Below are 23,899 nucleotides of genomic sequence, written 5' to 3'. Positions count from 1 at the left end.
CACACGAGCCACTCGGACAGACACCCCCGACGAAAGAGGCGTGGATGACCAGAGGACCAGTCAGACGCGGGGCGGCACTGCTGGCGGCGGGGCTGGTGAGCGCCCTGCTCCCGGTCGGCCCGGCGGCCGCGGCGGCCCAGCGGGCCCCGGAACAGGCACAGCACCCCGCCGCGCACACCGGGAGCAGCCCGAGCGCGGCCACCACCGTCACGCTCGTCACCGGCGACAAGGTGACCGTCACCGACCTCGGGCACGGGAAGAAGACGGTCACCGTGCAGCGGCCCGAGGGGGCGACCGGGGCCGTACGCACGCAGCAGAGCGACGGCGGGATCACCGTCGTACCCGACGAGGCGCTGCCGTATCTGCGGGCCGGGACGCTGGACCGACGGCTGTTCGACGTGAGCGGGCTGATCCGGCAGGGGCTGACCGACGCCGAGGCCGGTGCGACGCCCCTGATCGTGACCTACGGCAAGGGCGCGCGGGCCGCGGCCCCGGCCGGTACCGAGCGCGAGCGCGGCCTGCCCAGTCTGGGCGGGGCCGCGGTCGAGGCCGCCAAGGGGCGCGCCTTCTGGCGGTCGTTCACACACCACGACGGCGTCGCCAAGGTCTGGCTCGACGGGCGGGTCAAGGCCGACATGGCCGAGAGCAACGCCCAGATCGGCACGCAGACCGCCTGGGACGCGGGGCTCACGGGCAAGGGCGTCACGGTCGCCGTCCTCGACACCGGGGTCGACCTGAGCCACCCGGACCTCAAGGACCGGGTCACCACGACCAAGAGCTTCATCGACGGGCAGGAGGTCGCCGACCGCAACGGCCACGGCACGCACGTGACCTCCACCGTCGGCGGCAGCGGGGCCGCCTCCGACGGCAAGGAGAAGGGGGTCGCGCCCGACGCCACCCTCGCGGTCGGCAAGGTGCTCAGCGACCAGGGCTCGGGCAGCGAGTCCCAGATCATCGCCGGCATGGAGTGGGCCGCGCGGGACGTGCACGCCCGGATCGTCTCCATGAGCCTGGGCTCGACCGAGGCCAGCGACGGCACCGACCCGATGGCCGAGGCGGTGAACACCCTCTCGAAGGAGACCGGCGCGCTGTTCGTCGTCGCCGCGGGCAACACCGGCGCCCCGTCCTCCATCGGCTCGCCCGGCGCCGCCGACGCGGCCCTCACCGTCGGCGCCGTCGACTCCGCCGACCAGGCCGCCTACTTCACCAGCGCGGGCCCCCGGTACGGCGACAACGCCCTGAAGCCGGACATCTCGGCCCCCGGCGTCGACATCCTCGCCGCCCGCTCCCAGCTGGTTTCCGGCAGCGGCTACTACACGACCATGAGCGGTACGTCGATGGCGACCCCGCACGTCGCCGGGGTGGCCGCCCTGCTCGCACAGGAGCATCCCGACTGGACCGGCGCGCAGCTGAAGGACGCGCTGATGTCCAGCTCGAAGCAACTGGACGCGTCCGCCTACACACTGGGCGCGGGGCGGGTGAGCGTGCCCGACGCCGTGCGGGCTCAGGTCACCGCCACCGGCAGCGCCGACCTCGGCTTCTACAGTTGGCCGTACGACGCCGACAAGCCCGTCACCCGGACCGTGACGTACACCAACTCCTCCGACACGGACGTCCGGTTGAAGCTGTCGGTGCAGGGCGCCCCGGACGGTGTCGCCACCCTCGCCGACCCCGCCCTCACCGTGCCCGCCCACGGCACCGCCGCCACCACGGTCACCGGCGACGGATCCAAGGCGCAGGTCGGCGACACCAGCGGGCAGATCGTGGCCGTGGACCCGTCCGGGAACACCGTCGCGCACACCGCGTTCGGGCTGGTCAAGGAGGAGGAGCGGTACACGCTCACCGTGCACGTCAAGGACCGCTCCGGCACGCCCGCACCGGCCGACCTCACCGTCCAGCGGCTGACCGCGGGCGAGGACGCCCAGCCCGCGCACGTCGGTGACTCCGGCACCCTCCAGCTGCGCCTGCAGCCCGGCACCTACACCCTGTCCACCTTCCTCGACGTGCACGGCAGCCACGGCGCCGACTCCCTCGGCCTCGGCTTCCTCTCCGCACCCGAGATCACCCTCGACCGCAACCGGGAAGTCACCCTGGACGGACGCCGGTTGCGCGAATTGAAGGCCCGCGTCGACCAGCGCACCGAGACGCACCAGCTCCTCATGGAGTACGACCGCAAGGCGAACGGCGCCGACCTCTTCGGCGCGGTCCAGGTGCCCCTCACCTACGACAGCGTCTTCGCCGCGCCCACCGCGAAGGTCACCCAGGGCTCCTTCGAGTACCGGACGGTGTGGCGGCTGGCCAAGCCCATGCTGGAGGTCAAGGGCGTCGGCGAGGCGACCGTCCAGGCCGGCGGCACGCTGATCGGGGGCCGGACCAGGCTGCCGCTGGCCGACGTCGGCGACGGGCCCTTCACCGGGGTGTCCGGCAAGGCGGTGCTCGCGCACCTCGCCGACGGCGCCGACCCGGTCGCGCTCGCCCAGGCCGCGCAGGACGCCGGCGCCAAGGCACTGTTCGTCACGGACGACGCGCCCGGCCGGCTGATGGCCTGGTGGGGCACCGCCGACGACACCGACCGGCCGCTGCAGATCGCCACGGTGAACACGGCGGACGCGGCCCGGCTGCGCGCGGCGCGGACGGTCGACATGACCGGCACGCCCGACTCCCCGTACGTGTACGACCTTTCCGAGGGACACCGGGGCGCGATCCCGGACCACGACCTCACCTACGCGCCGGGCAAGCGTCAACTCGCGGCCGTCCACGTGAAGTTCCACGCGCCTGAGCCGACGGCAGGCGGCGAGTTCCGCTACTCCCTCACCGACACCTTCCCCGTGGGCCTCGGCTTCCAGGAGCGCGTCGCCCTGCCCGCCGAGCGCACCGACTACGTCTCCACCGGCCCCGGCCAGCTGTGGCACGAGTCCGTCACGATCGGCGACGGCACCCTGGAGGAGCGCAGCGGCCTGGTGCGGTACGAGGGCGGTACGCACCCGGTGCTGGACTGGTTCCGGCCGGTGTGGCACCCCTGGCTCGGCACCGGGCTCGGCTGGGGGCAGCAACGCGCCGGCAACCAGATCCAGTTGAACACCCCCGGCTGGGGCGACTCCGGGCCCGACCACACCGGCTTCGGCGACGTGTGGAGCACGGACAGCGGCATGAGCCAGACCACCGCCGTCTACCTCGACGGCGCCCTCGTCGACAAGGGAACCAGCTCGGCCGCCTACGTCTGGGACGCACCGGCCGACGCACACACCTACAAGGCCGTCACCGACACCGCGCTCGACCCCGCCCGCTGGAAGCTCGCCACCCAGGGGCACAGCGAGTGGACCTTCCGGTCGGCGGCCACCCCGGAGGACCACTGGACCTATCTGCCGCTGATCAACCTCGCCTACGACCTCGACACCGACCTCGCGGGCACCGTGCGCGGCGGACAGCGCGTCCCGGTCGGGCTCGGCGCGTCGTACGTGGCGCAGGCCGCCGGCACCGGGACCCTGGGCGGGGGCCGGCTGGAGGTGTCCTACGACGAGGGCACGACCTGGCGGACGGTCTCGCTGACCGGCAAGAACGCCTCCTGGCGCGGCACGCTGACGGTGCCGCGCGGCGCGAAGTCCCTCTCGCTGCGGGCCTCGGCCCACGACGACCAGGGGGGCTCGGTGACGCAGGAGATCATCCGGGCGGTGGCGGTGCGGTGACCCACGGCTGGGGGTGGTGATCCACGATCCCCCTGACCACCCCCAGCTCCACCAGGTCCTGCGGCCGGATGCGCAGCTGATCGGCGGTCGCCTCGATCTCCCGCGGCGGGCGTTTGAGGATGGCCGCCGCGAGCTCCGGGGCGATCACCGAGAAGTAACTGTCCGGCGTGGCCCAGGTGTTGCCGGGCGCGGCCAGCGCGAGCGCGCCGCCGGAGCCGCCCTCGCCGATGACGAGCGTGGTGACCGGGACGCGGGCGGCGGCCACCGCCCCGAACACCTCCGCGATCGCCGGCCCGGCCCCCGCCCGCTCCGCCTCCGCGTCGTTCGCGGCGCCCGGTGTGTCCACCAGCGTCAGCACGGGTATCGCCAGCCGGTCCGCCAGCCGGATCAGGCGGGCGGCGGTCCGGTACCCGGCGGGCCGGGTCGCCGCCCCGGTCTGCGCCGCGTAGGCCACCGTACGGCCGTCCCGCTCGCCGAACCCGCACAGGATGCCCTCGGGGTCCGCGCCGCCGCACCGGTCACCGCCGATGTCGAGGCGGTGGGTGAAGTAGGCGTCCAAGTAGGCCTGTGCGCGGGGCCGTTCGGCCGAGCGGGCCCGCCGGACGGCGTCCCATCCGGTGCCGGGCAGCACGCTGTCACCCAGGGCGTGCGGGACGGGGGCGGGTGCCGTGGCGGCACGGTCGCCGGCCCGGTCCCGCTGTCCGCTCGCGCCCCCGGTCAGCAGGCGCAGCCACGCCCCCAGTACCCGCTTCAGCTCCGCCGGTGCCACCACCGCGTCCGCCGAGCCTGCCGTGACCTGGGACTGCGCCGTGTAGGCCGTCGGGTCGGCGTCCGGCGGGCGCACCCGGGAGCCGGCGAAGCCCACCTGAACGCCGGGAAGGGCCAGGACGACGTCCGCGCCCGCGCCGAGGGTGGCCCAGCCGCCGCCGGTCGTCGGGTCCCGCAGGACCGCGATCTGGGGCAGCCCGGCCTCGCGGGTGAGTGCCGACTGCCGGGCCACGCGCTGGAGTTGGGTGAGCGCGAGCATGCCCTCCTGCATCCGGCTGCCGCCGGTCGCGACCAACGGCACGACCGGCAGCCGGTGTGCGCGGGCGTGGCCGTACGCCGCCTCCAGCCGGTCCCCGGTGCGTTCGCCCAGTGAACCGCCGAGGAAGCCGAACTCGAAGGCGATCAGCACGGCCGGGGTGCCGTCGACGCGCGCGGTGCCGCAGACGACCGACTCCTGCTCGCCGGTGCGTGCGGCGGCGCGGGCCCGCGAGGCGTCGTAGCCCTGCCAGGCGAGGGGGCCGTCCGGCTGCGACTCCCCCGGTGGGCAAGGGAGTTCGCGGAAGCTGCCCGAGTCCGCCACCAGGGTCAGGAACCGGCGTGCCGAGCGCCGCTCAGGCATCGGCCACCAGTGCCCGCTTCATGATCTTGCCCATGTCGTTGCGGGGGAGCGCGGTCAGGTGGCGGACGACGCGGGGGCGCTTGTGCGGGGCCAGCCGGCGTGCCACATGATCCGCCAGCTCCTCGACCGTGGGCGGGGATTGGGGATCCGCCGGGACGATCCAGGCGACGATCCGCTCGCCCAGGTCCGGGTCCGGCTCCCCGGTGACCGCGGCCTCCCGCACGCCCGGGTGCTCCAGCAGCGCGTTCTCGATCTCCCCGGCCCCGATCTTGTAACCGCCGCTCTTGATCAGGTCGGTGGCCTTGCGCCCGACGATCCGCACATACCCGTCGCTCTCCCGCACCGCCATGTCGCCGGTGCGGAACCAGCCGTCGGCGGTGAACGCGGCGGCCGTGGCGTCGGGCCGGTTCAGATACCCGGTGAACAGGTTCGGCCCGCGCACCTGGATCTCCCCGACGCTCTCCCCGTCGTACGCGGTGATCGGCGTGCCGTCCTCCTCCACGAGCCGCAGTCCGACGCCGGGCAGCGGTACGCCCACGGTGCCCGCGCGCGGCTCCCCGTCGGCCCGGACGCTGGTGTTCATCAGGGTCTCCGTCATGCCGTACCGCTCGATGACCCGGCGCCCGGTCGCCGCCGCGATCCGCTCGTGGTCGTGCACCGGCAGCGCGGCCGAGCCCGACACCAGCAGCCGGGCCCGCCCGAGCGCCTTGGCCAGCTCAGGGTCGTCCGGCAGGGCCTCGGCGATGCGGTGGTACATCGTCGGCACCCCGAACAGCATGCTCGCGCCGTCGTTCAGCTCCCGGGTGACGCCCTCGGCGCTGAACCGGCCCAGGTGCCGGACGCTGCCGCCCCGCCGCAGCGGGCCCAGGATGCCGAGCACGAGGCCGTGCACATGGAACAGCGGCAGCCCGTGCACCAGCACGTCGTCCGCCGTCCACTGCCAGGCGTCGGCGAGCGCGTCCAGGGTGGCGGCGAGGGCCCGGCGGGGCAGGACGGCACCCTTGGGCGGGCCGGTCGTGCCGGAGGTGTAGACGACGAGGGCCGGGTCCGCGTCACCGGCCTGCCCCTCGGGGCCGGGACCGACCGCGGAGACATCCACGTCCAGACGGGGCAAGTCCCTCAGCGCTTCCGGGAGTTCTGCGCCGGATGCGGCCAGCACCAGAGCGGGCGCGCTGTCGGAGACGATGTGCGCGAGTTCCTTCTGGCCCGACTTCGGGTTCAGCGGTACGGCGGCGGCCCCGGCGAGCAGTACGCCCGTCACGGCGACGGCGGTCTCCAGCTCCGGGGTGGCCCACACGGCGACCCGGCCGGCCCCGCGCAGCCGCCCGGCGACCGCACCGGCGGCCCCCGCGAGCCCGCCGTACGTCAAGGACCGCTCGCCGAAGCGCAGGGCGACCCGCTCGCCCGGGCCGTCCGCCAGGGCGGGGAAGAGGGAGGACACGCGGCGTACTCCTAACTGTCGGCACTGTCGGCACCCTTCCTACCCCAGGAGCCTGGTCCCCACCACCGTGCTCGGACCGGGCGCGAGCCGCACCCCTGGGCCGCCCGGCTCATCCGCCCCCTGCCGGACGGCGACGGTTGCTAGCCTCGCCGTGATCGAACCGTCGTACGACAGGGAGTCCGCCGTGCCCCGCATCGCACTCGCCACCTACGACCCGGGGGCCGCGCCGCACTGGGACGCCGATCTGCCGGTGCTGCTGCGGGCGCTCGCGGACCGCGGGGCCGTGGCCGAGGCCCGGTACTGGGACGATCCGGGGGTGCACTGGGGCGGGTACGACCTGGTCGTCATCCGGTCCACCTGGGACTACAGCTGGCGGGCCGCCGAGTTCGGGGCCTGGGTGGAGCGGGTCGGGGCGGTGACCCGGCTGGCCAATCCGGCGTCCGTGGTGCGGTGGAACATGGACAAGCGCTATCTCGGGGAGCTGGCCGCGGCCGGTGTGCCCACCGTGCCCACGTGGTACATCGCGCCGGGCGAGCCGGCCGAGCTGCCCGACGGCCACGAGTACGTGATCAAGCCGACCTCGGGCGCGGGGGCCCGGTTCGCCGCCCGGTACACCCCCGCCGAGCACGACACGGCCGTACGACAGCTCGCGCGGATGCACGCCGAGGGGTTCACCGCGATGGTGCAGCCGTACGTCCGGGGCATCGACGTCAGCGGGGAACGGGCCCTGCAGTTCTTCGGCGGCCGGCCGCTGCACGCCAGTCGCAAGGGTGCCGTCCTGACGCCCGGTACGCCGTACGACGCCGACAAGGTGGCGCATCCCGACCTGACGCCCTGGCAGGCCACGGAGGCCGAACTCGCCGTGGCGGAGCGGGCGTTGGCGGCCGTACCCGGTGCCCCCGGGCTGCTGTACGCGCGCGTGGACCTCGTGGACGGCGAGGACGGCGCGCCCCGGCTGATGGAACTGGAACTGGTGGAGCCGAACCTGTTCCTGTGGCTGCACCCCGGCTCGCCGCAGCGCGTGGCGCAGGCGATCCTCGCGGCCGCCGAAACCGACTAGCGTGCCTCCGCCGTCGCCCGGCACGCCTCGGCGTACGCCCGTACCAGTGGCCGGTGCTCGTCCTCGTGGCGCCAGGCCAGCGCGTAGCGGCTCGGGCCGATGCCCCGTACCGGGCGGGTGGTGACCCCGCCCAGGCTGATCAGCGGGGCGTTGCCCTCGGCCACCAGGCAGATGCCGAGGCCGGCGACGAGCGCCTCGTACGTCTCCTCCGCCCCGGAGATCTCCGCACCGATCCGGGGCGGCCGGCCGGCCCGGGCGTCCCGGGCGAGCCAGTGGTCGCGCAGCCGGCCCGCGCTCTCGGGCAGGGCGAGAAAGGGCTCGTCCAGGAGGTCGGAGAAGTCCAGCTCCGCCCGGTCGGCCAGCGGGTGTCCCTCGGGCAGGGCCAGCAGCCGTGGCTCCTCGGCGACCACCGTCCAGGCGTAGCGCTCCTCGTCGGGCAGCGGCAGCCAGACGAAGGCGACGTCCGTCTCCCCGTCCGCCAGGCCCGCCGTCGGATCGTCCCAGCTCAGCTGCCGCAGCCGGACCGTGACCTCGGGGTGGGCGGCGGTGAACCGGGAGCGGACGGCCGGCAGCAGACCGCCCCGGCCCGGGCTGGTGCTCATGCCCACCACGAGCGTGCTGCGCTGGGCCGCCTTGGCCGCCTCCACGGCCGCCGCGCCCGCCTCCCACGCGGCCAGCACCTGCCGGGCGTGCGGCAGCAGTGCCGCACCGGCCGCCGTCAGCGCCACCCCGTGCCGGTCGCGCCGCAGCAGCTCCGTCCCCAACTGCCGCTCCAGTGCCCGGATCTGCTTGCTCAGCGCGGGCTGGGAGAGGTACAGCCGCTCGGCCGCGCGCGTGAAGTGCAGCTCCTCGGCGACCGCGACGAAGTAGCGCAGGTCCCGTCCGTGGACGTCCGTCGTCATAGCCGTTGGTTATCACCACGGGTCTTGGACGGGCAACCGCGTCGGGCAGCAGGCTGGTCCGTGTCAGAAGGACCCACCGAGATCCACGGGGAGTTGCGATGAACGAGGTATGGCTGGTCACCGGGGCGAGCAGCGGGTTCGGGCGGGAGATCACCGAGGCGGCCGTCGCCGCCGGCGACGTGGTGGTCGGCGCGGCCCGCCGCCCCGAGGCCCTGGCGGACCTGGTCGCCGCCCACCCCGACCAGGTCGAGGCGCTCCGGCTGGACGTGACGGACACCGCCGCGATCGAGGAGGCGGTACGGGATGTCGTGGCCCGGCACGGGCGGATCGACGTGCTGGTCAACAACGCGGGCCGCACCCATGTCGGGGCTGTCGAGGAGACCACGGACGCGGAGCTGCGCGACCTGTTCGACCTGCATGTCTTCGGTCCCACGGCGCTGGTGCGGGCGGTGCTGCCGCACATGCGGGAGCGGCGCTCGGGCGCGATCGTGCAGATGAGCAGCATGGGCGGGCAGCTGTCCTTCGCGGGCTTCGGCGCGTACAGCGGAACGAAGTTCGCGCTGGAGGGCATCTCCGAGGCGCTCGCGGACGAGGTCGCCGAGTACGGGATCAAGGTGCTGATCGTGGAGCCGGGCGCCTTCCGGACCGCGCTGTTCGGCACCGGCCGGGCCGGGGTCAGCGCCGACAGCGGGATCTACGCCAAGGCCGGCGAGACGCGCGGCGCGGTGGCCGGCGGCCACGGCACCCAGCCCGGCGACCCGGCCAAGGCGGCGCACCTCGTCCTGGCCGCGCTGCAGGCGGAACACACCCCGCTGCGGCTGCCGCTCGGCGACGACGCGGTCGGCGCGATCCTCGGCCACCTCGACCAGGTCCGCGAGGACATCCAGGCCTGGGAGAAGCGGACACGGGCGACGGCCTTCGACGCCTGAGCTAAGCGCGTACGGCCGTCCGCTGGAGCAGCCCCCAGGTGAACTCCGTGACCACCTCGCGGCGTACGCCGTCCCGGTCGGGGGCGGTGAAGGCGAGGCCCCAGCGGGTGGGGGCCGTGCCCTCCAGGGGGCGGGCCGGGGCGAAGGCGCGGGCGGCCTCGTCCACCGTGCAGGACCAGGGAACGAGGTCGTCGAGGGTCTCCAGAGTCGGCGCCGGGGCGCCCGGCGCGCGGACGAGCCACTCGTTCCAGACCGCGCCGTCGGGGGAGACCAGCACCTCGAAGCGCAGGTCGGGCCAGAGGGGCAGGGCCCAGCGCCGGGCCTCGCAGTCGACGTCCCCGAGGCGGCGCACGAGGACGGACTCGGGTTCGCCGAGAACGGAGCGGTACCGGGCGGCGGCGGACCGGGAGCGGGGCGAGCGGACCATCGCCTGCCAGCGCTTGTTCGCCTCCCGCAGGTCCGTGACCGACGCGCCCAGGGCGCGGCGGGCGTCCTCGACCAGGCCGGGGTTGTGGTCGGCCATACGGCGCAGCAGCACCAGCTGGAAGTCGACGTACATATCCTCCATGGTGCCCGGCGTGCTCCGGGCCATTGCCCGCGCACCTCCCCATGACTAGCCTGTGTTCGTCATGCCGATCGCCTGTTGATATCTCGAACGCCACGGTGCCGGGGTCTCGAACGGGCGCTTAGACCCAAGGGAGGGGGCCGGACGTGGGACGCCTCGTGCCTGCCGTGACCCGGGCTCTCGACATTCTTGAGCTGTTCCTCGACGGGGACGGTACGCTCTCCGCCCCCGACATCGTGCGCAAGCTCCAACTGCCGCGCACCACCGTGCACGAGCTGGTCACCACGCTCGCCGCACGCTCGTACATCGTGCCCGTTCCGGGACAGCCCGGACGCTACCGGCTCGGGGTCCGTCCCTACCAGCTCGGCAGCCGCTACGCCGAGCAGCTCGACCTCGCCGCCGAGGGGCAGCAGGTGGCCCGCTCGGTCGCCGAGACCTGCGACGAGACGGTCCACGTGGCGATCCTCGAGGGCGCCGACGTCATCTACATCGCCAAGGTCGACTCCACGCACGCGGTACGCATGGTGTCGGCCGCGGGCCGCCGGCTGCCCGCGCACTGCACCTCCGTGGGCAAGATGCTGCTGGCCTCACTGCCGGAGCAGGAGCTGACCGCGCGCGTCCCGGACGACGCCGAGCTGACCGCGATGACGCCGAACAGCATCACCGACCCCGCCGCGCTGCGCGAGGCGCTGGCGGAGATCCGGCAGCGGGGGATCGCGGTGGAGAGCCGCGAGTCCAACCCGGACGTCAGCTGCGTGGCGGCCCCGGTGCGCGACCGCGCGGGCCAGGTGGTCGCCGCACTGTCCATCTCGGTCCCGATGATCCGCTGGAGCGAGGCGCGCCGGGCGGAGCTGGAGCAGCTGGCGGTGAAGGGCGCGGCGGACCTGTCCGAGCGGCTGGGCCACCGGAGCGGTCAGTGAGCGGCGGGTACGAGGTCGCGGTCCGGGCGCAGGCGACGCTCGGCGAGGGCCCGACCTGGGACCCGGCGACCGGACGCCTGATCTGGCTGGACATCCTGGGCATGCGGGTGCACACGTACGACCCGGCGACGGGCCGGCGTACGGTGCGCACGACGGAGCAGCACGTGGGCGCGGCCAAGCCGCGGGCCGGCGGGGGCCTGGTGCTCAACCTCCGGGACGGCGTGGGCCTGCTGGACCCCGACGACAGCTTCCGCTGGCTGCGCCGCGAGCCGGTGCCGGGCCGCCGCGCGAACGACGCGGCCGTGGCTCCCGACGGATCGCTGTGGGCGGGCACGATGCGCTACGACGAGGCGGCGGGGGGCGGCACGCTGACGCGCCTGACGGGCGACGGTACGGCGGAGACGGTTCTCCGCGACGTCACGGTCAGCAACGGCACGGGCTGGAGCCCGGACGGCCGCCTGATGTACTACGCCGACACCCCGACCCGCCGGGTGGACGTCTTCGACTTCGACGGCGGGCGGGCGGGCGCACGGCGGACGCTGGTGGAGATCGAGGAGGGCGCGGGCTTTCCGGACGGCCTGACGGTGGACGCGGAGGGCTGCGTGTGGGTGGCCCTGTGGGACGGGGGAGCGGTACGCCGCTACACGCCCGACGGCGCGCTGGACCGAGTGATCACCGTGCCCGCCCCGCGCACCACGGCCTGCGCCTTCGGCGGCGCCGGGCTGACCGATCTGTACATCACGACAGCGCGGGTCGGCCTGCCGGCTCCGCACCCTGTGTCCGGTTCGGTACTGGTGGTTCCCGGGGCGGGACAGGGCCTGGCCCAACCGGCGTTCGCAGGCTGACCGTCACTCCGGCACCGGCACGCGATCCCCCGCCCGTACCCGCACCGCCTCCACCTCCTCCGGCCTGCGCAGCGCACGCGAGGTCGGGGCGATTTCACGCAGGAGGCTCGTCGGGTCCGGGCCGGTCTCGCAGTCGGCCGGGTCGGACGTGCGGCCGCGGGCCTCGATCGCGTCCAGGATGCTCACCGCCGCCGCCAACGCCCGCGCCCGCTCAGGGGGATGCCCCAGGGCGAGCGCGGCGTCGTACGACCTTCCGGTCAGGTCGGTGTCGATGTAGCGGGTCAGCGGGAGCAGGACGTCGCGGACGAACGTCTCGCGGCGGGTCAGACGCAGTTCCGGTGTGGCGCGGAGCATGAACGGCACGCTGTCGCCGCTCGCGCCGCGCATCACCCGGTACAGCGGGCGCAGTTCGCGGTGGGCGGCGCGGACGCGCCAGCGGTCGTGCAGGTACTGCCCGGCGTGCGGGAGGATGAAGCCGGCCGCGACCAGGATCGCCGAGAGCGAGGCGACCGGCGGGGCGAGGTTCGTGCTCAGCCAGTCCAGATCGTGCCCGGACCAGCGCGCGCCGATGGCGGTCAGCTTGGCCGCGCTGAAGACCAGGTTGAGCGCGTATCCGGCGCCCAGCAGCTTCAGCCCCCAGCGCAGCAGGGCGTCCAGGCCCTCGCTGTGCGCCCAGTTCCAGATGAGCCGTGAGGCGACCAGACAGGCCGCGGCGTGCGCGAAGAGGTACAGCAGGATCTCCTCGCGCATGAACGGCGTGTCGGCGTAGTACGTGTCGAGGTCCCGTACCCGCTCCACCGGCGCGTCCGCCAGCAGGAACAGCGCCCACAGCGCGACGATCACCCCGGAGTACGCCGAGACCACCCGGCGCATCGTCCGCCGGGTCGCGGCCGAGCGGTCGGCCAGGCCGTTGCGCCACGTCACGATCAGCAGCAGCCCGGACGCGGACATCGCGGTGATGAGCGAATAGCACCAGGGTGCCGAGATGTTGGGCACCCCGGTCACCACGTTCATGCGGTGGATCGTGGACGGCGAGCAGAACACGAACACCGCGCTGGCGAGCAGCAGCAGCCCGCCGACCGCGCGCAGCAGCGGGTCCCGCCACAGCCGGATGATCGTGGGCAGCTTGAGCACCAGTGCGGCGGTGAGCACCGTGGTGGGGATCCAGAAGGAGATGTAGAACTCGCCGAGGAACGCCGAGGGGTCGAGCGCCAGCTGTCTCACCGTGCGGCGTCCCTCTTCTCGCCCGCCCGGTTCGCCCGCTCGCGTCCGTGATAGCCGAGGGCACGCTGGACGGGGTCCGGATGCGTGGTGCGGGCACCGGAGAGCCGGCCGCGGAACAGCGTGGCCAGCCGGTGCCCGAAGTCGTCGGCCTCGGCCTCGTCGGTCTCCCGGGAGCCGTTGCGGGCGGCCACCGTGAGCGCCGTCTCCCGCCAGCCGGGCGTGTCGGCCAGCGCGCGGGCCGCCGCGTCGCCGGCCATGTGGTGATGCCGGTGCCCGGCATGCAGATGCCACAACTCATGGCCGAGGATCACCAGTTGCTGCACGGACTCGGCCCGCTCCTCCACGATCACCAGGTCGAAGTCGGCGAACTCCACCCACAGGCCGGTCACTTGGAGCTCGTCCGGGAAGCGCTCGAAGCGCAGCTCCACCCGTCGCCCGCCACGCCGCACGCTCATCTCCTCGCACAGCGCCCGGCACAACTCCCGTACCCCGTCCGGAGTCTGCGGCCGGGCGCGGACCGCGTCGGCGAGGTCGCGGGCCAGCAGGCGCATCGCCGAGGCCGGGCGAGAGGGCGGTCGGGAAGGTCGCAGTCGTGCGGCCAGGCGTGCCAGCCGCCCACGCGCGCCCGCGATGCCCATCGCCTCCCCTTTCCCATCGCCGGTGTGCGGCCGGTCACGAGCGTACGCGCCCGGATGTGTTCGCGTCATGCGATCCGACGACCGTGGTTCACGCCAGAACGACCCATGAGCTTGTGTCCGACCCATTGACGCGGAAGAGCTTCGAACCTACGGTCCCGTTCGAAGTTACGAGCATGTGTCGAAATATCGAACAATCTGAGCGGACTACCGACCAGACTTCGGACAGTGAGGGCGGGGAATGGGACGACCTGGCCTGAATCGCAGGCAACTCCTCACAGCGGCGGGTGGCCTGGCCGTGGCCGGAAGCTTCGGCTTCGCCGCGCTCGGCACCGGCGCCGACGCGCTCGCCTCCACCGCGCGCACCCGCGTGCGCTACTGGAACCTCTTCAGCGGCGGCGACGGCTACAACATGATCGCGATGCTGGACGCCTTCCGTCAGGCGCACCCGGACATCGAGGTGAAGGACTCGACCCTCCAGTGGGGCAACCCCTTCTACACCAAGCTCGCCATGGCAGCCGCCGGGAACCACGCACCGGACCTCGGCGTGATGCACATCGGCCGCGTCGCGGGCTTCGCGCCCGGCCGCCTCCTGGACGCCTGGGACGTCGGCCTGCTGGCCGAGTACGGCCTGCGGGAGCAGGACTACAACCCCGGGCTGTGGCAGCGCGGCATCGCCGACGGCAAGCTCTACGGCCTCCCGCTCGACGTCCACGTCCAGCTCTGCTTCTACCGCAAGGACGTGCTGAAGAAGGCGGGGCTGCTCGGCGCCGACGACAGGATCGTCCCGGTCACGTCGGCCGACGACTGGTTCGGCGTGCTCAAGGAGGCCAGGAAGGCCACCAGGAAGGGCCTGCAGACCATCGGACTGTGGATCAATGACCAGAACTTCCAGTGGTGGTTCTTCGTCGCCTTCTACACCCAGCTCGGCGGCACCTGGTTCGACGACGCCAGGACCGAGGTCACCTTCGACACCGACAGGGCCGGCCAGGTCCTGGAGTTCCTGCGCCGGCACGTCACCGACGGATACGCCGACCCGGCCATGGGCTCCGTCGGCGCCGAACAGTTCATCAACGGCGCCCCCTTCGCCTGGGAGGGCAACTGGTCGGTGCCGGTCTACTCCGCCGCGAAGCTCGACTACGGCGCCATCCCGCTGCCGCCCGTCTTCGGCAAGCCGGCCACCCACGCCGAGTCGCACTCCTTCGTCCTGCCGCACCAGTCCGAGCGCGGCGGCGCCACCGACGAGGCCGCCCACCGGCTCGCCGCCTACGTCGTCACCCACGCCCGGCAGTGGGCGGCCGGCGGCCACGTCCCCGCCTACACGCCGACCCTGTCCACGCCCGCGTACAAGAAGCTGTACCCGCAGAACGAGTACGTGTCGGCCATGGACCACCAGGCCAACGAGCCGAAGGTGTGGTTCGCGGGCTCCACCGGCATCCTCGCCCAGCGCGTCGGCCCCATCGTCGTCTCCTCGACCATGGGCTCCGCGCGACCCGACGCGGCGGCCCGCCGGATGAAGAGCGAGCTGGCCACGCTGCTCGCGATGAAGAACCCCATGGACGGCAGGACCGCCGCGCAGGGAGGTACGGCCGCATGACGACCGCGAGCACCCGGACCGTCATCGCCCCGGCCCGCACGAGGAGCGCCGCACCCGGCGCCGCCGTCCGCCGCGGACAGGGCTTCCAGCACGGCGGCTGGTTCGTGGCGCCCTTCCTCCTCCTCTTCACGCTCTTCGTGATCTGGCCGCTGCTGCGCGGCGTCTACCTCAGCTTCACGGACGCCAACATCACCGGCCGGGGCGAGGGCTTCATCGGCCTGGACAACTACCGCGAGGCCCTGGGGGACCCGCTGATGTGGGACGCCCTCGGCCACAGCGCGTACTTCACGCTGCTGGTCGTGCCCTGCATCACGGTCCTCGCCTTCCTCCTCGCGATGCTCGCCCACCACATCGAGCGCGGGAAATGGCTCTGGCGGCTGTGCTTCTTCGTCCCGTTCCTGCTGCCCTCCACCGTCGCGGGCAACCTGTGGCAGTGGCTGTTCAACCCCGGCACGGGAATGATCAACTACGTCTTCGGCAGCGACACGGCCTGGCTGACCGACAAGTCGTACGCGATGCTCGCCATCGTCATCGAGACCCTGTGGTGGACGGTCGGCTTCAGCTTCCTGCTCTACCTCGCCGCGCTCCAGTCCATCCCCGGGCACCTCTACGAGGCCGCGAAGCTGGACGGCGCGAACGCCTGGCACCGCATGGTCCACATCACCCTGCCGATGCTGCGCAACATCACCGGACTCGTCATCGCCCTGCAGATCCTCGCCTCGCTCCAGGTCTTCGACCAGGCCGTCGTGATGATGGACTTCGGACCCGGCCCCGAGAACTCCACCCGCACCTTCGTCCAGTACGCCCTCGAAGAGGGCTTCACCAGCTACCGCGTGGGCTACGCCTCCGCGATCTCCGTCATCTTCTTCGTGATCATCGCGGTCGTTGCCCTCGCGAGGACGTGGCTGCTGCGCAACCGCACCGAGGAGGCCGCCCGATGACGACCGTCACCCCGGCACGGGCCGAGCCCCCCAGGCCGCGGTCCGCCTGGACCCCCGGCCAGATCGTCCTCACCCTCCTGGGCACGGCCGTCTGCCTCGTCTTCCTCGCCCCGCTCCTCTGGGCCCTGTTCACCTCCCTCAAGTCGGAGACCGAGGCGGTCGAGGTGCCGCCGCACTGGCTGCCGGAGCACTGGACGGGCCAGGCCTGGAAGGCCCTCCTCGACAGCGGCGACATCACCGACTGGTTCGTGAACTCCCTGGTCGTCTCGGTCTGCGTGACGTCGATCGTCCTGCAGGTGAGCGCGCTCGCCGGATACGGCTTCGCCCGCACCGAGTTCCGCGGCAAGGGCGTCCTGATGGGCGTGGTGATGGCGGGCCTGATGGTCTCCCCGGCGGTCCTGGGCGTACCCCTGTTCACCACGGTCCAGCAGATGGGCATGGTCGACACCTACTGGGGGATGATCCTGCCGCAGTGCGCGCCCGCCGCGATGGTCTACATCCTCTACAAGTTCTTCCAGGGCATCCCGCGCGAACTGGAGGAGGCCGCGTTCATCGACGGCGCCGGCCGCTGGCGGGTCTTCTTCACGATCGTCGTCCCGCTCGCGAGGCCTTCGCTGGCGGCGGTCGGCATCTTCACCTTCATCGCCTCCTGGAACAACTTCCTGTGGCCCTACATGGTGACCACCAACCCCGACCTGATGACCATGCCGAACGGCATCGCGACCGTCATGAACTCCTACGGCATCCAATGGGCCCAGCTCATGGCCGGCGGCCTGATGGCGGGCCTGCCGCTGATCGTCGTCTTCGTCTTCTTCCAGCGCCAGATCGTGGCGGGTGTCGCCCACACCGGCCTCGCGGGGCAGTAACTCGCGAGAAGGAGCAGCGCAGCTGAAGCGCACCAGACCGGCGGCGGTCCGCACCGCGCAACGGACAACGGCACCCCGGAGCCAGGGCCGAACGAGCCGCACCGGAAAGCCAACTGGTCCCCACTGACCCAGGGGGCACGGGGCCGTATCGATACGCGGCTCCGCCGCGTGGGCGCGCAAACGACCGCGCACCCGCACCCGCCGACGAAACCCCAGCACACCACCCAGGAAGGCGCCCATGCACACCGCCCGCTTCACCCTCGACCCCGCGTTCACCGTCGGCCGGGTGAACCCCCGCCTCTTCGGCTCCTTCGTCGAACACCTCGGCCGCTGCGTCTACACCGGCATCCACGAACCGGACCACCCGACGGCGGACGAGGCCGGACTGCGCACCGACGTCCTCGACCTCGTGCGCGAACTCGGCGTCACAGCGATCCGCTACCCCGGTGGCAACTTCGTCTCCGGCTACCAGTGGGAGGACTCCGTGGGCCCGGCCGGGGACCGCCCCCGCCGCCTGGACCTGGCCTGGCACTCGACCGAGACGAACCGCTTCGGCCTCTCCGAGTACATCGCGTTCCTGAAGAAGGTCGGCCCGCAGACCGAGCCCATGATGGCCGTGAACCTCGGCACGAGGGGCGTGGCAGAAGCCCTCGAACTCCAGGAATACGCCAACCACCCCTCCGGCACGGCCCTCGCGGAGCTCCGCGCGGCCCACGGCGACGAGGATCCCTTCGGGATCAGGCTGTGGTGCCTCGGCAACGAGATGGACGGCCCCTGGCAGACGGGCCACAAGACGGCACGGGAATACGGCCGGCTCGCCGCCGAGACCGCACGGGCCATGCGCCAGGCGGACCCCGCCGTCGAACTGGTCGTCTGCGGCTCCTCCAGCCAGGCCATGCCCACGTTCGCCGCGTGGGAGGCGACGGTCCTCCAGGAGACGTACGACCTGGTCGACCACATCTCGCTGCACGCCTACTACGAGCCCGTGGACGGCGATGTCGACTCCTTCCTCGCCTCGGCCGTCGACATGGAGTCCTTCATCGAGAACGTGGTCGCGACGGCCGACCACGTGGGCGCGCGGCTGAAGTCCAAGAAGAAGATCAACCTCTCCTTCGACGAGTGGAACGTCTGGTACCTGTCCCGCTGGGAGGAGTACGCCAAGACCCTCGACCAGTCCGACTGGCCCGAGGCGCCCCGTCTGCTGGAGGACAACTACAGCGTCACCGACGCGGTCGTCTTCGGCTCCCTGCTCATCGCGCTGCTCCGGCACGCCGACCGCGTCACCGTCGCCTGCCTCGCCCAGCTGGTCAACGTGATCGCCCCGATCATGACCGAACCGGGCGGTCCGGCCTGGCGGCAGACGACGTTCTTCCCGTTCGCGCAGGCCTCGCGGTACGGCCGGGGCGAGGTGCTCGACGTGCGGGTGGACTCGCCGGCGTACCGGACGAAGAAGTACGGCGAGACGGACCTGCTGCACGCCACGGCCGTGCGCGCGGCCGACGGCACGGTCACCGTGTTCGCCGTCAACCGCAGCCGCACCGACGCCCTGCCCCTCGAAGTCGCCCTCAACGGGCTGGAGTTGACGACGGTCACCGAGCACAGCGCGCTCGCGGACGCCGACCCCGACGCCCGCAACACCCTGGACGAGCCCGAGCGGGTCGCCCCGCACCCGGTCGAGGGCACCGCCGTGGCGGACGGCGCCCTCACCGCCGTACTGGAGCCGCTGTCCTGGAACGTGATCAGGCTGGCGTGACCGGCAGCCCGCCCGTTGCCCTGCCGAGCAACGTCAGGCCCACCTTGCCCGGCCCCGACAGCGTGGTGAACTCCGAGAGGACCGCCAGCGCGAGGGTGTTGGTGCCCCGGGTGCGCAGCACGCCGTTCGGCAGGACGAAGGTGTGCTGCGGGCCGACGTTGTTGATGTACTGGCCCATGTTCCAGCCGTTGAGGAAGATCTGCGCCCGGTAGGCCCGGTACTGGTCGTCCTCCAGGGTCAGCCCGATCGACGCGTCGATGTCGGCCGGCACCGACAGCCGGAAGGTCGTCCGGTACCAGGTCACGCCCTGGTACCGGGCGGTGCGGGGGAAGACCACCGGCTCCCAGTCGTGGTCCCGGAACCCGGGCAGATGCCAGCCCGTCCGCTCGCCGTACAGGCCGCCGTTGTTCATCGGCCCGCGCACGGGGTCGGGGGCCGCCGCGCCCTGGATCCGCCACCTCACCTTCGGCGCGGCCCCCTTGAAGGAGACCGCCGTCAGCCCGCGCGCCGCCTTGTGCGTGTCGAGCCCCTTGCCGTCCTGGTCGTGCTGCATACGCCGGACGAGTACGGACAGCACGTGCCGGCCGGGCGAGCGCAGCGCCTCACGCACCGGGAAGGCGGCCGTCGCCTCCCAACTCCCTTGCCGGGCGGTCCTGTTCTTGTCCGGTACCGGCATCCGGTGGGTGCCCAGCGGCTCGCCGTCCAGCCAGGCCATCAACAGCCCCTGGGTGCCGGTGCTGTAGGCGAGGGACAACTCCTCCAGAGCGGTGGAGTCGGTGAAGGTGCCCCGGTACCAGACGTCCCCGTAGTGGAAGCCGTAGTCGTCGGCGAACAGGACCGGCTGCCCGTCGGGGACGGGCGTGGTGCTGAAGGACTTCGTACGGTCCGCGATCTTCCAGCCCGAGTCGTCGAAACCGGGCCCGGCCTCCGGGTTCTCGGTCCGCATCCGCCAGCCGCCCAGCTCCGGCAGCCGCACCTCGGGCACGGCCGGCAGCAGACCGGTGGTCATCAGGCTGCCGGACAGGGGCATCCGGGTGGGCAGGGTGCGCCCGTTCCACACCAGGGTGTCGATCCCGCGCGGGCCCCACACCTCCATGGACGTCGTCTCGGTGATGTCGCCGGTCAAGTGGAGCTCGGAACCGCGCAGCTCGGCGTGGCGCAGCAGCGAGGGGCCGTACACGAGCACGGTCCCGGACGGGGTGTCGTACGGGAAGAGGCGTACGGCGGTGGCGTCGTCGCCGAGGAGCAGCACCAGCGGGTTCTCGCTGCCGCCCCCCGTCACCAGCACGCGGGTCAGCCCGCCCTGGCCGAGGGGGGTGGTCACCCGCAGTTCGTCGCCGTCGTAGACCCAGGCGGCCTCCGGGTCCAGGCGCATCACGTCCGGCTCGTCCGGGCTCGTCAGCACCAGCTCGGCCATGTCGCCGCTGCGCCCCGAGAACAGGGCGATGTCCTGCCGGCCGGCCGTGAGACAGAAGACGGGCTCGGCGGTGGAGTACTTCAGCGTCCGCCGGCCGAGCTTCAGCCCGGTCGTCAGCAGCCGGGCGTCCTCGCCGGGCACGGTGATCCGCAGCCGGCCGGCCTCGGTGGGCAGGTCGGTGGTGACCGGGGCCGTGCCGTCGTTGCGGGCGACGTAGACGTGCAGACCGGTGTCCGGGTTGGTCAGGTGGTAGACCTTCAGCCCCTTGGCCGTCACCTCCGCCGCCCGGTCCAGCTTGGCGAAGTCGGGCACGCGCTGGAGCAGATGGCCGAGCTGGTGCATCGGCGCGATCTTGTCGGTGACGTTGCGGGCCTCGTCGATGGCGGCCCCGTAGTCGTACGATGTGTAGACGACGGGCGCGGGCAGCCAGCCCCACGAGGTGCCGCCGAAGGTCATGTACACGTTGTGGAGGGTGAGCCCGTTGGCGAGGTTGGTCAGATAGAACCGCCGCTCATAGGCCGCGTCCCGGGTGCGCCGCGACTCGGCGTACCCCTTGCCGTCGAAGGGCGCCCCGCCCCACGGGTCGAACCAGCCCCCGCCGAACTCGGGCACGAACCCGGGCGTCGACGGCGAGGCACTGGCCCCGCCCTTCGCCCCGCCGGGCCCGAAGGACCCCCAGTCGGGCGGGGTCCGCCCGGGCGGGGGATACCCGTCGAACCCGTACAGCCAGCCGCCCCGCTCGCCACCGGTGTCGAACGACCCGGGCGCCCAGTAGCCGTTGCGGCCCTTGTCGTTGTGGAAGAGGGGGACGTCGATTCCGTCGGCCCGCACCTTCTTGTACAGGTGGGACATGTACCGGCGGCCGGTGGCGTCACCGGCGTGGGCGTCGTACTCGTTCTCGATCTGGTAGAGCAGGACCGTGCCGGTGCCCTGGGTGAGGAGATGCTTGCGGGCGATCCGGTTGACCTGGGTGAACCACTCGTCGACGTACGACAGATAGGTCGGGTCGTCGGTCCGGGCGGTGCCCCGCGTCGTCGTCAGCCAGCCGGGGAAGCCGCCGCCGTCCACTTCGGCGTTGATGTACGGGCCGGGCCGCAGGATGACGTACAGCCCCGTCTCGGCGGCCATGCGCAGGAAGAGGCCGAGGTCCCGGACACCGGTGAAGTCGTAGGTACCCGGCGCGGGGGAGTGGTAGTTCCAGGCGACGTAGATGCTCACCGCGTTGTAGCCGTGGGCCCGCATCTTCTGGAGCACGTCCCGCCACAGCGACGGACTCGGCAGCCGGAAGGGATGGAACTCGCCGGACCAGACGACGAGCCGTCTGCCGTCCACGAGCAGTGAGTACCGGTCGTAGCCGATGGTGTGCTGCTCGCCGTCGACCCGGGGCGGCAGCGGGGACGGCCCGGTCGGCACACTGCCGCGCGCCGCGAACGCCGAGGGCGCGCCGGAGCCGCCGCTGCCGCCGAGACCGAGCCCGAGCGCGGCCGAGCCGGCCAGGGCACTGAAAGTACGTCTGCTGAGCGCCAAGGTGGATCCTCCCGGGCGATCTTACGGGGCGCGGGCGTGGCCATTGTCCACACAGCGACGCCCCACAATGGAATCCATGAGGATCTCGGCGCGGGCGGACTACGCGGTACGGGCGGTGCTGGAGTTGGCCGTACGGCAGGGTAACGGTCCAGTGAAGGCAGAGGAAATCGCCGCCGTACAGGACATCCCGCACAAGTTCCTGGAAGGCATCCTGGGCGATCTGCGACGCGCCGGAATCGTGGAGAGCAGGCGCGGCGGGGGCGGCGGCTACCGGCTGGCGCGGGAGTCGACGGCGATCACTGTGGCGGACGTCATCCGGGCGGTCGACGGCCCGATCGTCTCGGTACGCGGCGAACGCCCGACGGGCCTGACCTACACGGGCACGGCCCAGCCCCTCCTGCCCCTCTGGATCGCCCTGCGCGCGAACGTCCGCCGCATCCTGGAGGGCGTCACGATCGCCGACCTCGCGGCGGACACCCTGCCGGAGCCCGTCCGGGCGCTGGCGGCGGAACCGGCGGCCTGGGAGAACCCGTGAGCTCCCGGCCGGAACGCGGAACCGCGCGACCTCGCTGGACATGGGGAGGCGGATACGCACACGCCGAGTTGACGGAAGTGCGGTGTGAACGCCCGGATGTGAATGGCCGGAGTTCGCTCTGCCGGGCCGGAGCGTGGCTTCCTACGATTCCAACGCCTCCCGCCCTTCACAGGTCCCACACAGTTCCTTCAAGGCTCAACGAACAGAGCGAACAGAACGAACGGACCGGAGGCGCAACCCCCCACTCGACTGCATGGGAGAGACCATGGCTGGTGGACTCCTGCTGGGCGGCGCCGTAGCCGCTCTGCTCACCACCGCACTGCCTGTCCACGCGCCCGCCTCGGGCGTGTTCGACAACCCGCCCCCGGACAAGATCGTCATCGACGTGGCGACGGTGAACGGCTCGGGGTGCCCGGAAGGTACGGCCGCCGTGGCCGTGGCCCCGGACAACACCGCCTTCACGGTCACCTACAGCTCCTATCTGGCCCAGGCCGGCGGCAACTCCGACCCCACGGCCTTCCGCAAGAACTGCCAGCTCAATCTCGTGGTCCACGTCCCGCAGGGCTTCACCTACGCCATCGCCAGCGCGGACTACCGGGGCTTCCTGTCCTTGCAGCCCGGCGCCACGGCCACGCAGAAGGCCTCGTACTACTTCCAGGGCTCCTCGCAGACCGTGCCCAAGACCCACCCCTTCAACGGCACCTACGACGACAACTGGGAGGCCACCGACAGCACCGACGTGGCCCAACTGGTCTGGGCGCCCTGCGGGGTGCTGCGCAACTTCAACATCAACACCGAGCTGAGAGTGAACGCCGGGACCCAGGCCCCGGACAAGGTCAGCTTCATGACGATGGACTCGACCGACGGGGACATCAGCACCGTGTACCACATGGCGTGGAAGGAGTGCCCGAGCAGCTGACCGAGACTGATCAGTGGCCGTGGGCCGCCCGCTTCTCGTCCGGCATGCGGAGGAGGCGGGCGGCTCGTGCGAGAACTGTTGACTCGCAAACCATTCGATTCTACGGTCCGTTCGACTTGGCGGTCGAGGCGCCGTACCTCGTCAAGCGGGGCGGCTACTACTACCTCTTCGCCTCCTACGACGTCTGCTGCCAGGGCACCAGCTCGACGTACAAGGTGAAGGTCGGCCGGGCCGCCTCCGTCACCGGGCCGTACTACGACAAGAGCGGCGTCGCGCTGATGAACAGCGGCGGGACGCCGGTGCTGGAGTCCCACGGCAGCGTCATCGGACCCGGCGGCCAGTCCGTCATGAACGACACCGACGGCGACCTGATCGTCTACCACTACTACGACGGCGACGACAACGGCACCCCGAAGCTCGGCATCAACCTGCTGAACTGGTCGACGGGTTGGCCGGTGGCCCATTAGACCGGGGGCCTCTACCCCGCCGCCTGCCCCGTCCCCGCCGCGTTCGGCCAGCTCTGCGCGTTCGGCCAGCCCGTCGCCGGGGCCGGGGTCAGGCCGGTGGCGGGGGCCGGGGCGGGGGTGCCCGGGGCCGTCATGCCGCGTACCTGGGCCGCCGTCAGGCCGCCGCGCGCCGGGACGCCGGGGGGAGTGGGGGCGAACGCGGGGGGGGGGGCCGGTATGGGGGGGGGCACGGGGGCGGGCGCCGGTGCCGGCAGGGGGGTGGGGGGCGGCAGCGGCGCCGGCG

Annotated in this window: 19 protein-coding genes and 1 pseudogene; 12 read left to right on the top strand and 8 right to left on the bottom strand. The window is 72.5% G+C overall.

All coding sequences use genetic code 11. The annotated features are described in order from the left end of the window. Positions 1 to 44: 44 nt before the first annotated feature. Entirely contained in the window at positions 45 to 3,686 is a 3,642-nt protein-coding gene (locus tag ADK64_RS08125; RefSeq protein WP_053656542.1) for a S8 family serine peptidase, read from the top strand. Here the strand turns inward: ADK64_RS08125 and ADK64_RS08120 are convergent. Beyond that, entirely contained in the window at positions 3,661 to 5,073 is a 1,413-nt protein-coding gene (locus ADK64_RS08120) for a carboxyl transferase domain-containing protein (protein WP_199829531.1), read from the bottom strand. The two genes, ADK64_RS08125 and ADK64_RS08120, sit on opposite strands and share 26 nt — an antisense overlap. Beyond that, positions 5,066 to 6,514 (bottom strand): acyl-CoA synthetase, encoded by a 1,449-nt coding sequence (locus ADK64_RS08115; RefSeq protein WP_053656540.1) that lies wholly within the window; start codon positions 6,512 to 6,514, stop codon positions 5,066 to 5,068. The genes ADK64_RS08120 and ADK64_RS08115 overlap by 8 nt, the downstream gene beginning before the upstream one ends. A gap of 184 nt (positions 6,515 to 6,698) precedes the next feature. On the opposite strand from ADK64_RS08115, the gene ADK64_RS08110 reads away from it, so the two are divergent. Further along, positions 6,699 to 7,574 carry an ATP-grasp domain-containing protein gene (locus ADK64_RS08110; RefSeq protein ID WP_053656733.1) on the top strand — a complete coding sequence of 292 codons (876 nt, stop codon included), beginning with the start codon at positions 6,699 to 6,701 and terminating at the stop codon, positions 7,572 to 7,574. On the opposite strand, the gene ADK64_RS08105 is transcribed toward ADK64_RS08110, so the two are convergent. Continuing rightward, the gene (locus ADK64_RS08105) at positions 7,571 to 8,476 is read right to left on the bottom strand and encodes a LysR family transcriptional regulator (RefSeq protein WP_053656538.1); all 906 of its coding nucleotides are present in this window, start codon (positions 8,474 to 8,476) and stop codon (positions 7,571 to 7,573) included. The two genes, ADK64_RS08110 and ADK64_RS08105, sit on opposite strands and share 4 nt — an antisense overlap. Positions 8,477 to 8,574: 98 nt before the next feature. On the opposite strand from ADK64_RS08105, the gene ADK64_RS08100 reads away from it, so the two are divergent. Then, positions 8,575 to 9,405 (top strand): oxidoreductase, encoded by an 831-nt coding sequence (locus ADK64_RS08100; RefSeq protein ID WP_053656536.1) that lies wholly within the window; start codon positions 8,575 to 8,577, stop codon positions 9,403 to 9,405. Between the two features lies 1 nt (position 9,406). Here the strand turns inward: ADK64_RS08100 and ADK64_RS08095 are convergent, their stop codons facing one another. Beyond that, entirely contained in the window at positions 9,407 to 9,973 is a 567-nt protein-coding gene (locus tag ADK64_RS08095; protein WP_420712942.1) for a hypothetical protein, read from the bottom strand. A 143-nt stretch (positions 9,974 to 10,116) separates the two neighbouring features. On the opposite strand from ADK64_RS08095, the gene ADK64_RS08090 reads away from it, so the two are divergent. After that, positions 10,117 to 10,890: an IclR family transcriptional regulator gene (locus ADK64_RS08090; protein ID WP_053656532.1), complete on the top strand. Its 774-nt coding sequence runs from the start codon at positions 10,117 to 10,119 to the stop codon at positions 10,888 to 10,890. Further along, complete coding sequence (locus ADK64_RS08085; protein WP_053656529.1) at positions 10,887 to 11,735, top strand: SMP-30/gluconolactonase/LRE family protein; 849 nt, start codon at positions 10,887 to 10,889, stop codon at positions 11,733 to 11,735. Before ADK64_RS08090 ends, ADK64_RS08085 begins: the two co-directional genes overlap by 4 nt. Positions 11,736 to 11,738: 3 nt before the next feature. Here ADK64_RS08085 and ADK64_RS08080 read toward each other — a convergent pair whose 3' ends face one another. Together ADK64_RS08080 and ADK64_RS08075 are read right to left on the bottom strand one after the other, a co-directional pair. Next, positions 11,739 to 12,959, bottom strand: coding sequence for an MAB_1171c family putative transporter (locus ADK64_RS08080; protein WP_053656527.1), 1,221 nt, complete (start codon positions 12,957 to 12,959; stop codon positions 11,739 to 11,741). Further along, positions 12,956 to 13,597: a toxin-antitoxin system, toxin component family protein gene (locus ADK64_RS08075; protein WP_199829530.1), complete on the bottom strand. Its 642-nt coding sequence runs from the start codon at positions 13,595 to 13,597 to the stop codon at positions 12,956 to 12,958. The genes ADK64_RS08080 and ADK64_RS08075 overlap by 4 nt, the downstream gene beginning before the upstream one ends. 238 nt (positions 13,598 to 13,835) lie before the next feature. Here ADK64_RS08075 and ADK64_RS08070 point away from each other — a divergent pair, with 238 nt between their 5' ends. From ADK64_RS08070 to ADK64_RS08055, 4 genes are all read left to right on the top strand, one after another. Continuing rightward, a complete protein-coding gene (locus ADK64_RS08070) occupies positions 13,836 to 15,191 on the top strand; it encodes an extracellular solute-binding protein (protein WP_053656524.1) in 1,356 nt (451 codons plus the stop codon). Next, positions 15,188 to 16,132 (top strand): carbohydrate ABC transporter permease, encoded by a 945-nt coding sequence (locus ADK64_RS08065; RefSeq protein WP_053656522.1) that lies wholly within the window; start codon positions 15,188 to 15,190, stop codon positions 16,130 to 16,132. Before ADK64_RS08070 ends, ADK64_RS08065 begins: the two co-directional genes overlap by 4 nt. Then, the gene (locus ADK64_RS08060) at positions 16,129 to 16,998 is read left to right on the top strand and encodes a carbohydrate ABC transporter permease (RefSeq protein ID WP_053656520.1); all 870 of its coding nucleotides are present in this window, start codon (positions 16,129 to 16,131) and stop codon (positions 16,996 to 16,998) included. The genes ADK64_RS08065 and ADK64_RS08060 overlap by 4 nt, the downstream gene beginning before the upstream one ends. 238 nt (positions 16,999 to 17,236) lie before the next feature. Continuing rightward, positions 17,237 to 18,751, top strand: coding sequence for an alpha-N-arabinofuranosidase (locus ADK64_RS08055; RefSeq protein WP_053656518.1), 1,515 nt, complete (start codon positions 17,237 to 17,239; stop codon positions 18,749 to 18,751). Here ADK64_RS08055 and ADK64_RS08050 read toward each other — a convergent pair. Next, the gene (locus ADK64_RS08050; protein ID WP_053656516.1) at positions 18,738 to 21,695 is read right to left on the bottom strand and encodes a glycoside hydrolase family 35 protein; all 2,958 of its coding nucleotides are present in this window, start codon (positions 21,693 to 21,695) and stop codon (positions 18,738 to 18,740) included. The genes ADK64_RS08055 and ADK64_RS08050 overlap by 14 nt on opposite strands. Positions 21,696 to 21,771: 76 nt before the next feature. Between ADK64_RS08050 and ADK64_RS08045 the strand changes: the two genes are divergently transcribed. The 3 genes and pseudogenes from ADK64_RS08045 to ADK64_RS08035 form a co-directional block, all read left to right on the top strand. Continuing rightward, the gene (locus ADK64_RS08045) at positions 21,772 to 22,230 is read left to right on the top strand and encodes an RrF2 family transcriptional regulator (protein WP_053656513.1); all 459 of its coding nucleotides are present in this window, start codon (positions 21,772 to 21,774) and stop codon (positions 22,228 to 22,230) included. Between the two features lie 265 nt (positions 22,231 to 22,495). Beyond that, entirely contained in the window at positions 22,496 to 23,149 is a 654-nt protein-coding gene (locus ADK64_RS08040; RefSeq protein WP_053656731.1) for a DUF4360 domain-containing protein, read from the top strand. Between the two features lie 119 nt (positions 23,150 to 23,268). Further along, positions 23,269 to 23,616: pseudogene (locus tag ADK64_RS08035) on the top strand (family 43 glycosylhydrolase); the annotation flags it as partial. 11 nt (positions 23,617 to 23,627) lie between these two features. Here the strand turns inward: ADK64_RS08035 and ADK64_RS48360 are convergent. Beyond that, positions 23,628 to 23,750 (bottom strand): hypothetical protein, encoded by a 123-nt coding sequence (locus ADK64_RS48360; protein ID WP_267888531.1) that lies wholly within the window; start codon positions 23,748 to 23,750, stop codon positions 23,628 to 23,630. Positions 23,751 to 23,899: the final 149 nt, after the last annotated feature.

It is taken from the genome of Streptomyces sp. MMG1121, assembly GCF_001280015.1.
Taxonomy (GTDB): Bacteria; Actinomycetota; Actinomycetes; order Streptomycetales; family Streptomycetaceae; genus Streptomyces.
Note: the sequence above shows the minus strand (reverse complement) of the source record. Positions and strands in the feature narration are given on the sequence as shown.

Excerpts from the sequence above, each read along its gene's own strand:
- ADK64_RS08065 (WP_053656522.1), top strand. The coding sequence starts at position 15,188 with ATGACGACCGCGAGCACCCGGACCGTCATCGCCCCGGCCCGCACGAGG.
- ADK64_RS08100 (WP_053656536.1), top strand. The coding sequence starts at position 8,575 with ATGAACGAGGTATGGCTGGTCACCGGGGCGAGCAGCGGGTTCGGGCGG.
- ADK64_RS08070 (WP_053656524.1), top strand. The coding sequence starts at position 13,836 with ATGGGACGACCTGGCCTGAATCGCAGGCAACTCCTCACAGCGGCGGGT.
- ADK64_RS08120 (WP_199829531.1), bottom strand. The coding sequence starts at position 5,073 with ATGCCTGAGCGGCGCTCGGCACGCCGGTTCCTGACCCTGGTGGCGGAC.
- ADK64_RS08105 (WP_053656538.1), bottom strand. The coding sequence starts at position 8,476 with ATGACGACGGACGTCCACGGACGGGACCTGCGCTACTTCGTCGCGGTC.
- ADK64_RS08040 (WP_053656731.1), top strand. The coding sequence starts at position 22,496 with ATGGCTGGTGGACTCCTGCTGGGCGGCGCCGTAGCCGCTCTGCTCACC.
- ADK64_RS08060 (WP_053656520.1), top strand. The coding sequence starts at position 16,129 with ATGACGACCGTCACCCCGGCACGGGCCGAGCCCCCCAGGCCGCGGTCC.
- ADK64_RS08095 (WP_420712942.1), bottom strand. The coding sequence starts at position 9,973 with ATGGAGGATATGTACGTCGACTTCCAGCTGGTGCTGCTGCGCCGTATG.
- ADK64_RS08055 (WP_053656518.1), top strand. The coding sequence starts at position 17,237 with ATGCACACCGCCCGCTTCACCCTCGACCCCGCGTTCACCGTCGGCCGG.
- ADK64_RS08075 (WP_199829530.1), bottom strand. The coding sequence starts at position 13,597 with ATGGGCATCGCGGGCGCGCGTGGGCGGCTGGCACGCCTGGCCGCACGA.
- ADK64_RS08045 (WP_053656513.1), top strand. The coding sequence starts at position 21,772 with ATGAGGATCTCGGCGCGGGCGGACTACGCGGTACGGGCGGTGCTGGAG.
- ADK64_RS08125 (WP_053656542.1), top strand. The coding sequence starts at position 45 with ATGACCAGAGGACCAGTCAGACGCGGGGCGGCACTGCTGGCGGCGGGG.
- ADK64_RS48360 (WP_267888531.1), bottom strand. The coding sequence starts at position 23,750 with ATGACGGCCCCGGGCACCCCCGCCCCGGCCCCCGCCACCGGCCTGACC.